The 12,103-nt window shown below is 71.7% G+C and carries 13 protein-coding genes and 1 other RNA gene; 11 read left to right on the top strand and 3 right to left on the bottom strand.

Going from position 1 to position 12,103, the window contains the following annotated elements; all coding sequences use genetic code 11:
* Positions 1-322 precede the first annotated feature (322 nt).
* Together AC5RWQ_RS26325 and AC5RWQ_RS26330 are read right to left on the bottom strand one after the other, a co-directional pair.
* A complete protein-coding gene (locus tag AC5RWQ_RS26325; protein ID WP_494285328.1) occupies positions 323-910 on the bottom strand; it encodes an Rv3235 family protein in 588 nt (195 codons plus the stop codon).
* Between the two features lie 102 nt (positions 911-1,012).
* The gene (locus AC5RWQ_RS26330; protein ID WP_494285329.1) at positions 1,013-1,240 is read right to left on the bottom strand and encodes a helix-turn-helix transcriptional regulator; all 228 of its coding nucleotides are present in this window, start codon (positions 1,238-1,240) and stop codon (positions 1,013-1,015) included.
* A 195-nt stretch (positions 1,241-1,435) separates the two neighbouring features.
* Here AC5RWQ_RS26330 and AC5RWQ_RS26335 point away from each other — a divergent pair, with 195 nt between their 5' ends.
* A complete protein-coding gene (locus AC5RWQ_RS26335) occupies positions 1,436-1,945 on the top strand; it encodes a DUF6912 family protein (RefSeq protein WP_494285330.1) in 510 nt (169 codons plus the stop codon).
* Positions 1,946-1,976: 31 nt separating this feature from the next.
* Here the strand turns inward: AC5RWQ_RS26335 and AC5RWQ_RS26340 are convergent, their stop codons facing one another.
* Complete coding sequence (locus tag AC5RWQ_RS26340) at positions 1,977-2,990, bottom strand: hypothetical protein (protein WP_494285331.1); 1,014 nt, start codon at positions 2,988-2,990, stop codon at positions 1,977-1,979.
* 349 nt (positions 2,991-3,339) lie between these two features.
* On the opposite strand from AC5RWQ_RS26340, the gene pruA reads away from it, so the two are divergent.
* The 10 genes from pruA to AC5RWQ_RS26390 all read left to right on the top strand — a co-directional run bounded on the left by pruA (position 3,340) and on the right by AC5RWQ_RS26390 (position 12,096).
* On the top strand, positions 3,340-4,968 hold the full coding sequence (pruA, locus tag AC5RWQ_RS26345) for an L-glutamate gamma-semialdehyde dehydrogenase (RefSeq protein WP_494285332.1): 1,629 nt from the start codon (positions 3,340-3,342) through the stop codon (positions 4,966-4,968).
* Between the two features lie 236 nt (positions 4,969-5,204).
* Positions 5,205-5,720 (top strand): PadR family transcriptional regulator, encoded by a 516-nt coding sequence (locus tag AC5RWQ_RS26350; protein ID WP_334491107.1) that lies wholly within the window; start codon positions 5,205-5,207, stop codon positions 5,718-5,720.
* 64 nt (positions 5,721-5,784) lie between these two features.
* On the top strand, positions 5,785-6,906 hold the full coding sequence (gene prfB / locus AC5RWQ_RS26355) for a peptide chain release factor 2 (protein WP_334491104.1): 1,122 nt from the start codon (positions 5,785-5,787) through the stop codon (positions 6,904-6,906).
* Positions 6,907-7,024: 118 nt separating this feature from the next.
* Complete coding sequence (ftsE, locus tag AC5RWQ_RS26360) at positions 7,025-7,705, top strand: cell division ATP-binding protein FtsE (RefSeq protein WP_030331491.1); 681 nt, start codon at positions 7,025-7,027, stop codon at positions 7,703-7,705.
* A 70-nt stretch (positions 7,706-7,775) separates the two neighbouring features.
* Positions 7,776-8,651: a permease-like cell division protein FtsX gene (gene ftsX, locus AC5RWQ_RS26365; RefSeq protein ID WP_494285333.1), complete on the top strand. Its 876-nt coding sequence runs from the start codon at positions 7,776-7,778 to the stop codon at positions 8,649-8,651.
* Between the two features lie 139 nt (positions 8,652-8,790).
* A complete protein-coding gene (gene smpB / locus AC5RWQ_RS26370) occupies positions 8,791-9,270 on the top strand; it encodes an SsrA-binding protein SmpB (protein WP_494285334.1) in 480 nt (159 codons plus the stop codon).
* Between the two features lie 105 nt (positions 9,271-9,375).
* Positions 9,376-9,751, top strand: a transfer-messenger RNA (tmRNA) gene (gene ssrA, locus AC5RWQ_RS26375).
* Between the two features lie 364 nt (positions 9,752-10,115).
* Positions 10,116-10,499, top strand: a complete 384-nt coding sequence (locus tag AC5RWQ_RS26380) for a hypothetical protein (RefSeq protein WP_494285335.1) — start codon at positions 10,116-10,118, stop codon at positions 10,497-10,499.
* 140 nt (positions 10,500-10,639) lie between these two features.
* Complete coding sequence (locus tag AC5RWQ_RS26385; RefSeq protein ID WP_494285336.1) at positions 10,640-11,104, top strand: hypothetical protein; 465 nt, start codon at positions 10,640-10,642, stop codon at positions 11,102-11,104.
* A gap of 41 nt (positions 11,105-11,145) precedes the next feature.
* On the top strand, positions 11,146-12,096 hold the full coding sequence (locus AC5RWQ_RS26390) for a hypothetical protein (RefSeq protein ID WP_494285337.1): 951 nt from the start codon (positions 11,146-11,148) through the stop codon (positions 12,094-12,096).
* The last annotated feature ends 7 nt before the right edge of the window (positions 12,097-12,103 follow it).

Here is a 12,103-nt window from a genome sequence, read left to right on the forward strand (position 1 = left end):
ACGGATTCCACTCACCCCACGCCCTCATCGCCCTGGCCATGCTCAGCCTCGGCGGCCACCGACCCCAACTACCCAACAGATGACCACCACCGACCCACAAACCCAGCAGAAGACCCATAAATATGACGGGGAGTCATATCGCTCAGTGTGTGATTGCCTTCGCCGGCGAGGTTGCGGCCGATCGCCGTCCGCGCCGCCCGATCCGGCGACACCACCGCCGAGGGGCCGGTGCAACTGCGCGCCGACCTCCCTCCGCGCGGCCACGTGCTCGATTCGCCGCCCGCTACGACACACGGGGACCGCGGTCGGGGCTGAGAGCGGGTCAGAGCACCTGGAGAACGGTGCAGAGCCAGGTGCCTCGGCGGTGTTCCAGGCGTACCGCCATCGCCCAGCTCCGCCCGCCACCGGCGAGCACGGCGGCGACCTCGACGGCGGCAGCTCTCGGCTCGCAGACCCGCAGCCGGCGCAGGTGCACCGTCGGCCGGGCCGCCCTGCGGCGCACCGGCCCGCCCCGGGTCGCCGCCCGGGCCAGCTCCGCCGAGAACTCGACCGCGCGGCCGGGCTCGACCAGGGCGCGGAGCTGCCCGGGTGGCCGGTAGCCGTTGAGGATCTCCAGGCAGGTGCCGACGAACCGGTGCGCGGCCCGGGTGGCCTCCGGCGTGGCGGTGGCCAGGGCGCCCGGCGGGTGCGGCGACCCACCTGGGCGGACCGGCCCCGGCCGGGGGTCGACCCGCCGACCGGTCGGGCGGCCGGCGGGCTGGCGGGCCGACCCGAACAGGTCCAGGGCGAGCTGACCGGCCGGCCGCGGCCACAGGTCGGCCGACTCGTCGGCGTAGGGCGGGTCGCTCACCGGCGCGGGGCGCAGCCGGATCGGCGGACGGCTGGGCCCGGGACGGCGGGAGTCGGCCATGATCAGCCCCTCTATCCTTGCGTTTGCTTTCGTTTGCCTCCGACAGGCTAGATTCTCAGGCACGGCGCTGCCCACCGTCAATGGCTCAGCGGCTCCGGACGACTACTCGGTGTCGCGGTCGAGGAGCGGATTGCTGCGGACCCAGTCGGCGGTCTCGGCGTACTTGCGCGCGATGTACTCCTCCAACTGGACGCGCTCGACCCGCCACTGACCCCGCCCGCCGATCTTGATTGCGGGCAGCTCTCCGCTGCGCACCATGTGGTAGACCTGCGAGTCCGACACGTTCAACTCGGTGGCCACGTCGGAGAGCAGGAGAAACCTCGGCTCCACGGAAAACCCCCGGTGTTGGCATCGTTTGCCTCAGTTTGCCATCGACGGCCGAATCGGCCCAGCATCGCCGCCCACCCCGCTACGGTGCGGGAACTTCCTCCGGGCCGGTGCGCGGTGTATGACGGTCTCGGCGTACGGCATGATCGGCGGCCGGGACCGGCCAGCCCGCCGGCGAAGCGATCGAGGGAGACGACGGTGAGCGACGAGCTGGTCCGGGTCTACGTCCCGGCGACCGTGCCGATGCTGGCCCGGCTGGGGGAGCACGGGCTGCCGGTGGTGCAGGCGCACGCCGTCACCCCCGCCCTGCGGGAGTGGTACGCCGAGGGCGACGAGGAGGAGCTGGAGTACGTCGCCTTCACCCGGGCCGCCCAGGACGCCCTGGCCCTGCTGCGGGAGGACCCCGCCGCGCCCCGCCGCCGGGTCGTCGTCTCGGTGGACCTGCCCCGGGCGGCGGTCGGCCGGGCTGACGTCGACCTCGGGTCCAGCACCGTCCACCTGGCCGGTCCGGTGCCCGCGTCGGCGATCGCCGCGCTGCACGTGGACGGCGCCGACGCGGCCGAGGACGTCGCCGCGGCCGTCGACGTGGTGGTCGAGGCCGCCGCCGGCGACCCGGACGCCCAGTTCACCGTCGACGGAGCCGAGGACCACGAGCTGGAGTGGTATGCCCCCTCCGAGCTGGAACTGCTGATCCGCTCCGCCTCCTGAGGGGCGGGCCGGCGAAGGCGGGCCGGGCGGCTCAGTCCTCGGCCGGCACCGGCTCCTCGTCCTCGCGCGCCGCCGGGCCGAGGGTGCGGCCGAAGGCGACGAGCGCGGTCAGCGCCCCCACGAAGAGCACCCAGATGCCGTTGTCCACGCGTGAGGTGCCGAGGCTGGTCTGCGCCACCGCGTCGGCCTCGCTGAGCGCGCCGGCCAGGTCGAGCAGGGTCCGGCCGCCGGTCCGGATGATCACCTCGGCGAGCAGCAGGAGCAGACCGGGACCGGCCCCGGCGAGCAGGTACGCGGGCCAGCGGAGCGCGGGCGTGGTCGGGTCGTGCCGGACGGCCCGGCGGCGGGCCCAGGTGAGGTAGCCGAAGGCGAGCAGGCCGGCGATCAACCCGGCGAGCAGCGACTCGGTGCGGGACACCCACTTGGCGGCGTCGACCAGCGACGCCTGGGAGCCGTCGGAGCCGAAGACGTCGAAGAGCGGGTCGCGGGCCCGGCTGAACGCCACCACGAAGAGCAGCGTGCCCAGCGCGGCGGTGACGATCGCGCCGACCGGGGCGGCGCTGCGGGCCCCGGCGATGGCCCCGCCGATGATGGCCGCGGCGGCGCTGGTGCCGGCGATGGTGTTGGTCGTCGCGTTGTCCGCGTAGATCAGATTGATCGCCACGGCGGTGCCCAGCCCGACCAGCAGGCCGGTGCCGATCGCCGCCACGAACCGCAGGGTGGCCCGGTCGCTGCGCCGGGCGAGCTGCTCGGTCACCGCCAGGGCGACCGCGGCGCCGGCCACCAGCGCGGCCGAGATCACGCCGGGCAGGGCGAAGGCGGAAAGGGTGAGCGCGGTGAGCCCGGCCGCCGCCGAGCTGATCGCCTGACCGGTGGACCAGAGCATCGCGGCCAGCCAGCCGACCGCCAACAACGCCAGCACGGGGGCGCCCGGCGCGCGCGCCGGGCGGTTCTCGCCGGCCTCCGTCGCGTCCCGGCCGGCCGGGTCGGTGGCGTCCGGCTGGTCCGGCTCCGCGGCGGTCGAGCTGCCGGGCTGGTTGCTCATCGTCTCCCCTTCGACGCGTCACCCGCCCCGGCGCCGGGACGGGCTACGGCAACCCAGGGTACGCGCCCGCCGGCGGCGGTCCGGCCACGCCCGCGATGGCGCCGGCCTCCTGCTTTCCTTCGGCGGATCGGGACTTTCGGGTACGGATCCGAGCCGAACATCGCCACGAACCTGATGATCTACGGCACGGGGCGGGCGGGGCGCGCCCGCCGCCGAGGGGGCGTGGGAGAATCGCCGGAGGTCCCGCCGCCGCGGACGGTCCACCCCGCGGCGCCCGGCGTCCGGCCGTCCGGTCGGTGCCTGCGGGTCCGATTTCGCCACCGCCGTCGAGATCGCACAGGAGCCTGTGATGGACGCCGTGTTCTCCGTACCCGAGCCGCACAACGAGCCGGTACGCACCTACGAGCCGGGCAGCGCCGACCGGGAGCGACTCCAGCGGCGACTGACCGAGCTGGCCGCCGAGCGGATCGACCTGCCGATGACGATCGCCGGCGAGCAGCGGATGGCCGGCGGCGAGTCGATCGACGTGGTGCAGCCGCACAAGCACGCGCACGTGCTCGGGGTCACCGGTCACGCCACCCACGACGACGCCCGTACGGCGGTCAAGGCCGCCAAGGACGCCGCCCCGATGTGGCGGGCGCTGCCGTTCGAGGAGCGCGCCGCGATCTTCCTGCGCGCCGCCGAGCTGCTTGCCGGCCCGTGGCGGGACACCCTGAACGCGGCCACCATGCTCGGCCAGTCGAAGACCGCCGTCCAGGCGGAGATCGACGCGGCGTGCGAGTTCATCGACTTCCTCCGGTTCAACGTGCACTTCGCCCGGCAGCTGCTGGAGGCCCAGCCGAAGTCGTCGCCCGGGGTGTGGAACCGGTTCGACCACCGCCCGCTGGAGGGCTTCGTCTACGCGGTCACCCCGTTCAACTTCACCGCGATCGCCGGCAACCTGCCCTCGGCGCCGGCCCTGCTCGGCAACACCGTGGTCTGGAAGCCGGGCCCGACCCAGCAGTTCGCCGCGCACTTCACCATGCGGCTCTTCGAGGCGGCCGGCCTGCCGCCCGGCGTGATCAACATGGTCACCGGGCGCGGCGAGGAGGTCTCCGACGTCGTGCTCGCCGACGCGGACCTGGCCGGCATCCACTTCACCGGCTCCACCAAGGTCTTCCAGCACCTGTGGCGGACCGTCGGCGAGAACATCGCCGGATACCGGGGCTACCCGCGGCTGGTCGGCGAGACCGGTGGCAAGGACTTCGTGGTCGCGCACACCAGCGCCGACGTCGACGCCCTGCACACCGCGCTGATCCGGGGCGCCTTCGAGTACCAGGGCCAGAAGTGCTCGGCCGCCTCCCGGGCGTACGTGCCGCGCTCGCTCTGGGAGGGTGGCCTGCGCGCCCGGCTGGCCGCCACCGCGGACTCGCTGACCTACGGCGACGTCACCGACTTCAGCAACTTCGGCGGCGCGGTGATCGACGACAAGGCGTTCGGCCGGCACACCGCCGCGCTGGAGCTGATCAACGGCGACGACGCCTGCCGGGTGATCGCCGGCGGCACCGCCGACGACTCGGTGGGGTACTTCGTCCGGCCGACCCTCTTCGAGTGCAGCGACCTGGCGCACGAGACCTTCACCACCGAGTACTTCGGCCCGATCCTCGGCGTGCACGTCTTCGACGACGCCCGCTTCGACGACGTGGTCGCCCAGGCCGAGTCGATCGCGCCGTACGCGCTGACCGGCTCGATCTTCGCCAACGACCGTCGGGTGGTCGACGCGGTGGCCGAGAAGATGCGGTACGCGGCCGGCAACTTCTACATCAACGACAAGCCGACCGGCGCGGTGGTCGGGCAGCAGCCCTTCGGCGGCGCCCGGGCCAGCGGCACCAACGACAAGGCCGGCTCCTGGCACAACCTGGTGCGCTGGATGTCGCCGCGGACGATCAAGGAGACCTTCGTCCCGCCGACCGACCACACGTACCCCCACATGGGCTGAACCTGGCGACGGCGGCCGGCGGCGCGGGACGCGCCACCGGCCGCCGGCCCGGCCGCCCGGGCGGTCGGCGCGGGCCTGCCCCTCGGCCGTCCGTGGGGTCCCGGCGCCATCCGGCCGGCGGGCATCGATAGTCCTGGCGCCACTGTCGTCCGCCGACAGTGCACATTGGAAATCCTGCCGGGTGGCAAATACGGAAATCCTGGACGCCGCGACGGCAAAGTGGCAGCTTAGAGGGCATGGCGGATTCCGGAGTCAACCCCACCGCGGCGGCCCTGCTCGGCCTGCTGCACGAGGGTCCCATGACGGGCGGTCAGCTGATGGCCGCCGCTGAGCGCCGGCTGGCGCCGTACTGGTCGATGACCCGCAGCCAGGTCTACCGCGAGTTGCCGGTGCTGGCCGAGCGGGGGTTCGTGCGGTTGGGCAAGCCCGGGCCGCGGATGAGCCAGCCGTACGCGATCACCGCGAGCGGGAAACGGACATTTTCCCGCTGGCTGGCGGAGAACCCGGGGCGGGACACCATCCGCAACCCGATCGCCCTGCGGATCGCGTTCGGCAACCTGCACTCGTCGAGCCAGCTGAAGAACCTGTACGCCTCGGCCAACGAATACCACACCGAGGCGCTGGCCACGGTGCGGGAACAGGTCAAGAACGCCAAGAAGGAGGGCGACCCCTACGACGCCAGCGCGTTGGAGTTCGCCGTGGCCTACCACAAGGCCGCCCTGTCCTGGCTCAAGACCGCCCCGGTCGGCTGATCATCCGCCCTGGTCGGCGGTGTGAGGTGAGCGGATCGCCGCGCGCACAGTACGCTTATCTGTCGTGACCGCTGCCGATTACGCCGAACAGCTCAAGGAACTCGACGCCACCCTCCGCAACATCGAGTCCGTGCTCAACCTCGACCGCCTGCAGGAGGAGAAGGCCCGGCTCGAGGAGCAGGCGTCCGCGCCGGATCTCTGGGACGACCAGGCCAAGGCGCAGCAGGTGACCTCCCAGCTGTCGTACGTCAACGGCGAGATCAGCAAGCTGGGCAGCCTGCGCTCCCGCCTCGACGACTGCCGGGTGCTGCTGGAGCTGGCCGAGGACGAGAGCGACTCCGGCGTGCTGACCGAGGTCGAGGTCGAGATCGCCGGGCTGCGCAAGGCCATCCAGGAGATGGAGGTCCGCACCCTGCTCTCCGGCGAGTACGACTCGCGGGAGGCGCTGGTCGCCATCCGGGCCGGCGCCGGCGGGGTGGACGCCGCCGACTTCGCCGAGATGCTGCTGCGGATGTACCTGCGCTGGGCCGAGCGGCACGGCTACCCGACCGAGGTCTACGAGACCTCGTACGCGGAAGAGGCCGGCCTGAAGTCCGCCACCTTCACCGTGAAGGTCCCGTACGCCTACGGCACGCTCAGCGTCGAGTCGGGCACCCACCGGCTGGTCCGGATCAGCCCCTTCGACAACCAGGGCCGCCGGCAGACCAGCTTCGCCGGCGTCGAGGTGCTGCCGGTCACCGAGCAGACCGACCACATCGACATCCCGGAGAACGAGATCCGGGTGGACGTCTACCGCTCCTCCGGCCCGGGTGGGCAGAGCGTCAACACCACCGACTCCGCGGTGCGGCTCACCCACGTCCCCACCGGCATCGTGGTGACCTGCCAGAACGAGAAGTCCCAGCTGCAGAACAAGGCCTCCGCCATGCGGGTGCTCCAGGCCCGGCTGCTGGAGCGCAAGCGGCAGGAGGAGGAGCAGAAGCTGGCCGGCCTGAAGACCGGCAGCACCAGCTCCTGGGGCGACCAGATGCGCTCGTACGTGCTGCACCCGTATCAGATGGTGAAGGATCTCCGAACCGAGCAGGAGACCGGCAATCCGTCCTCCGTCTTCGACGGGGACCTCGACAGCTTCATCGAGGCCGGGATCCGCTGGCGCAAGCAGCAGCAGCTCGCCAACGACGCTGTGTGATCGCCCGGGGGCGGAGCGCGTCATCGATCTCCGGTTGACCGGGTGAATCGATGACGCGCCTCGCATCGGTGGGGCGTGGCACTTGGCTCAGCGGTTACACCGCGTAGACTCACGACCCGTGATTCAGCTTGAGCAAGTGACGAAGACGTACCCGAAGGCGTCCCGGCCTTCGCTCGACAACGTGTCCGTCTCGATCGAGAAGGGCGAGTTCGTCTTCTTCATCGGTCCATCCGGCTCCGGCAAGTCCACGATCATCAAGATGCTGCTCCACGAGGTCGCGCCCAACAAGGGTCGGGTCGTGGTGAACGGCAAGGACGTCACCTCGATGCGCTCCTGGAAGCGACCCCACTTCCGGCGCTCGATCGGCTGCGTCTTTCAGGACTTCCGGCTGCTGCCCAACCGCACCGCGTACGAGAACGTGGCGTTCGCCCTCGAGGTGATCGGCAAGACCAAGGCGGTCGCCCGCCGGGTCGTGCCGGAGGTGCTGGAGCTGGTCGGGCTCGGTGGCAAGGAGCACCGCTACCCGCACGAGCTCTCCGGTGGTGAGCAGCAGCGGGTGGCCGTGGCCCGGGCGTTCGTCAACCGTCCGCTGATCCTCCTGGCGGACGAGCCGACCGGAAACCTGGACCCGGACACCTCGATCGAGATCATGCGCCTGCTGGACCGGATCAACCGCACCGGCACGACCGTCGTGATGGTCACCCACGACTCCAACATCGTGAACCAAATGCGTCGTCGCGTCGTGGAGATCGAGAGTGGCCGCATCGTGCGCGACCAGGCCCGCGGCGTCTACGGGTGAGCCGCAGCTCCACCCCTGCCGTACACCCTGACGACGAACACCTCATGCCGGAGAGCCGGAGGAACACCCGATGCGGATGAAATACGTCCTGTCCGAGGTACTGGTCGGACTGTGGCGCAACGTCACCATGACCATCGCGATGATCATCACGATGGCGGTGTCGCTGACCATGCTCGGCGCGAGCGGCCTGATGTACAAGCAGGTCGGCGACATGAAGGACCTCTACTACGAGAACGTCCAGGTCTCGATCTTCCTGGACACCGAGGTCAGCGAGCAGCAGCGCAACGACCTCGACGCCAAGTTGAAGAGCGACCCCCTGGTCAAGGAGGTCACGTACGTCAACAAGGACGAGGCGTACAAGCGGTTCAAGGAGATGTACCAGGACGCCCCCGACCTGGTGAACGCCGTCAAGGCGGACCAGCTTCCCGAGTCGTTCCGGCTGACGCTGGTCAACCCGGAGGAGTACCGGGCGATCTACACCCAGTACAAGGACACCGCGGGCATCTCGGAGATCGTCGACCAGAGCAAGCTGCTGGACAAGATCTTCAACATCCTCACCGCGATCCAGAACATCGCGCTGGCCGCCGCGATCGTGATGGCCGTCGCCGCGCTGCTCCTGGTCGCCAACACCATCCAGGTGGCGGCGTACAGCAAGCGGCGTGAGGTCGCGGTCATGAAGCTGGTCGGTGCGTCGAACTGGTTCATCCAGGCGCCGTTCGTGCTGGAGGCCGTGGTCGCCGGGCTGATCGGTTCACTGCTCGGCCTGGCCGCGCTGGTCGTCGCGAAGCAGTTCCTGTTCAGCGGGTCGTTGAAGGCCCTGGAGGGGCTGCTCTCCCCGATCCAGTGGTCCGACGTCTTCCTGATGTTCCCGCTGATGGCCGGGGTCGGTGGCCTGATCAGCGCGGTCACCGCCTGGGTCACCCTCCGCTTCTACCTGCGGGTCTAGTCACCCGACGGCTCTCCGAGGGCCCTCCCGTGCCGGAATAAACGGCGCGGGAGGGTCCTTGTCATTCGGGTAGCATGATCTCTCCGCCCGCCGACCGGCCAGCCCGGCCGCGGGCCGTACCGAAAGGGGGTGGCGCCGGATGCCACGGGAAAAGGGCCGCAAGGTGGTCGCCTCCAACAGGAAGGCGCGCCACGACTACGCCATCCTCGACACGTACGAGGCGGGCATGGCGTTGACCGGCACCGAGGTGAAGTCGCTGCGGGCCGGGCGCGCCTCGCTGGTGGACGCCTTCGCGCAGGAACGCGACGGCGAGCTCTTTCTGCACGGCATGCACATCCCGGAGTACACCCAGGGCACCTGGACCAACCACGAGCCCCGGCGTACCCGCAAGTTGCTGCTCAACCGTCTGGAGATCGACCGGCTGATCGGCAAGACCCGCGAGGGTGGCCTGACCATGGTCCCGTTGCAGGTCTACTTCTCCGACGGCTGGGCCAAGGTGGAGATCGCCCTGGCGAAGGGTAAGAAGTCGTACGACAAGCGCCAGGACCTGGCCAAGCGGGACGCCGACCGGGAGATCGCCCGGGTGTCGGGCCGGCGTGGCAAGGGCATGGAAGAGTAGTTTGTCGCGTTTGTCCCGGGTCAGCGTGCCGGCCGGGGGCTCGGGATGAAACCCGTTGCGGCAGGCGTTAGGCTTGTCAGTGCCGCTACAGGGGCGGCCGATCGAGGGGGTGACTGGTTTCGACTTCGTACGTTGCGGCAGGGGAAGCGAGCCGAGGAAGCCGACGTCGTCTCGAGAATCGTTCGTCGGAAACCAATAAGCGCCAAGAACAATCGCGCTGACTTCGCTCTCGCCGCCTGAGGCGAGTAGTGAGTCTGTCGGCCTGGGAACGCCTTCGTCCCAGTCAGCCGGCATCAGCTAGGAGGCTGGCCAATCGGACCCGGTCGCGGGGTCCGTGCGGCGAGATTAATCAGCGACTGGGCCCGTCACACCAACTCGCTCGCGTGAGCGGTGGGGCCGAGTAGAGGCATAGCGAGCTGCGCTCGGAGAAGCCCTGACAATGCGGCGAAGGACCCGGGTTCGATTCCCGGCACCTCCACCACCTCATGTGCGCCCCGGTCCTCTGGACCGGGGCGCACAGTCGTTTCCGCGGTGGCTCCGGCCACCTACGCTGCCCCTGTGACAGCTGAGAGAGTCCCACTCTCCGTGGGCGTAACGGCCGGGCAGCGCGCCTTCGTGGCCCTGGTCGGCCTCTTCTTCGCCCTCTTCAGCGCGGCCTTCGTGCTGCTGCCGCTGCTCGCCGACGGTCTGGTCCGGCGGATGTTGGGCGACGACGACCCGCTCTCTCCTCCTATCAGGCGGCCCAGGACCTTCCACCCGAGCTGCTTCCGCCGGAGCTGCGAGGGGACACCCCGGCGGCGGGGCTCGGAGCCGCGCGGTTCCTCGGCCTCTGCGGGCTGCCGTTCGTGCTGCTCGGGCTCTGGCTGGTGCTCCGGACGCTGCGGACCGCCGCCTGGCTGGAGGGCACCCGGGTGACCGTGCGGGGCGCCCTCGGCGCCCGCACCGTCGACCTGGCCGCCGCGGAGGTCACCGCCGGCGTGCTGGCCTACCGGGACGGCGACGTGGGGCCGGGGTACCGGGTCCCGACGATCGTCGCGCGTGACCCCGACACCGGTCGGCGGGTGACCGTCCCGCTGCGCGCGGGCGGGTCGGCCCCACTGCCCCCGCACGAGCTGCGGGCGCTCGCCGACGCGATGACCGCCAACCGGCCCACCGGGGGACGCGACGGTGACGTGCACGCCCTCGCCGGCCAGCTGCGGGCGATGGCGGCCAACCCGCTGGCTCTCTGACCGTCCGCTCTGGGGCAGGTGAGGCTGGCGGGGCTGCCGGTGCCGATGGGAGTAATGAGACGGCCCACCCCTCTGGACAGCCCTGACCTGCGGGTCCACCATCGCTGTACGCGGTAGCGCAGCAAACGCGGGAGGTGCCCATGGTCACCGGTCCGATCCAGCAGCCGTCCGTCGTTCCCACGGCGGCCCGCCCACCCGCCGCCCGCCGGCCCGTCCCGCCCGGCGACCTGTCCGGCCTGGCCCGGGCGCTCGCCGTACCGGCGGGGGAGCCGCGCTGGCGGGAGCGGTTCATCGTCTGTCTCGCCCCGGTCCGCCGGGGCTTCGCCGAACATGTCCGGATCACCGAGGGGCCGGCCGGCCTCTACGCCGAGGTGGTCGCCCAGGCCCCCCGGCTGCACCGCGGCGTACGGCTGCTCGGCCGGGAGCACACGGCCATCGTCGCCGCGCTCGCCGATCTCCAGCACGCCGTGGAGCGACCCACCGTCCACGCCGAGGAGCTGTGCCGCCGGGTCGACGAGCTGCTGCGGGCGCTGGCCCGGCACCGGCAGCACGGCGCGGACCTGCTCTGGCAGGCGTACCAGACGGACCTCGGCGGGGAGACCTGAGCGGCGCGGAACCGGGCGGCGCCGCGGGGCGTCCAAGAGGCATGCGTCGACCTCTGGCTCTGCTGGGACTGCCCCTGGTGATCATCGCTGCCGGCTGCGCCCCGGCCGGTTCCGGCCCCGATGCCGGCGCGTCCGGCGGTGGCAGCCCCGACCCGCGCCGGCAGGCGTTCGACCAGCGGGCCGGCGAGGTCGCCCAGGCGTGGCGGCCGGGCCCGTCCTGGTCGACCGGGTTCGTCCCGTTGCAGGACCAGACCGTGCTCCTCGGCGACCCCGGCTTCAACGCCGACACCGAGACGGCGTTCCGGGCCGGCTGGTACCGCGACCAGATCGAGGTGCCGGACGCCCGCCCCGCCGACGGGACGATCCGCTTCCCGGACGGCACGATGAGCGTCCGGCTGGTCAGCGCGGCCGAGGCGTACCGGACGTTGGACCAGGGCGACCCGCCGCCGTGCGTGGGGCGGCCGAAGGTGCCCGGCCCCACGATCGAGCCGGGCCCGGACGGCTCCGTTTCCAGCCCGGTCGCCACCGCCTGCATCCCGCTCACCGTCACCGCCGTGAAGCTCGGCACCGCGCCGGTCCGCACCAGCCGGGGCGTGGCGGAGGTGCCGGCCTGGCTGTTCACCGTGGAAGAACTGAGCGCGCCGGTGGCTCGGGTCGCCGTGGCGCCGCAGTCGGTCACCCCGGTGCCCGAGCCCACCGAGGCGCCCCGGCCCGCCGTCGACGGCGTGGTGGGCGCCGACCACACCCAGCGGGTGGACGGGGCCCGGCTGACCTATGTGGTCGGCGTGGGCGCCTGCGACAGCGGCCTCACCCCGCTCGTGCAGGAGCGGCCCGACGTGGTGGTGGTCGGCGGCGGGATCGTCCGCGCCACCGGCATCTGCACCTCCCAGCTCAAGCTGGAGCCGGTCACCGTCACGCTGAAGGCCCCGCTCGGCGGCCGGCCGGTGCTCGACGTGCTCACCGGCCGGGTGCTCGGCCAGCCGGTCCGTTGACCCCGGG

The sequence above is a fragment of the Micromonospora sp. BS32 genome (genome assembly GCF_059089345.1).

What these genes read in the sequence shown, in the direction of transcription:
- AC5RWQ_RS26390 (WP_494285337.1), top strand. Translation starts at nt 11,146, where the DNA reads ATGCGTCGACCTCTGGCTCTGCTGGGACTGCCCCTGGTGATCATCGCT.
- ftsX (WP_494285333.1), top strand. Translation starts at nt 7,776, where the DNA reads ATGCGGATGAAATACGTCCTGTCCGAGGTACTGGTCGGACTGTGGCGC.
- AC5RWQ_RS26385 (WP_494285336.1), top strand. Translation starts at nt 10,640, where the DNA reads ATGGTCACCGGTCCGATCCAGCAGCCGTCCGTCGTTCCCACGGCGGCC.
- AC5RWQ_RS26325 (WP_494285328.1), bottom strand. Translation starts at nt 910, where the DNA reads ATGGCCGACTCCCGCCGTCCCGGGCCCAGCCGTCCGCCGATCCGGCTG.
- AC5RWQ_RS26340 (WP_494285331.1), bottom strand. Translation starts at nt 2,990, where the DNA reads ATGAGCAACCAGCCCGGCAGCTCGACCGCCGCGGAGCCGGACCAGCCG.
- pruA (WP_494285332.1), top strand. Translation starts at nt 3,340, where the DNA reads ATGGACGCCGTGTTCTCCGTACCCGAGCCGCACAACGAGCCGGTACGC.
- smpB (WP_494285334.1), top strand. Translation starts at nt 8,791, where the DNA reads ATGCCACGGGAAAAGGGCCGCAAGGTGGTCGCCTCCAACAGGAAGGCG.
- AC5RWQ_RS26350 (WP_334491107.1), top strand. Translation starts at nt 5,205, where the DNA reads ATGGCGGATTCCGGAGTCAACCCCACCGCGGCGGCCCTGCTCGGCCTG.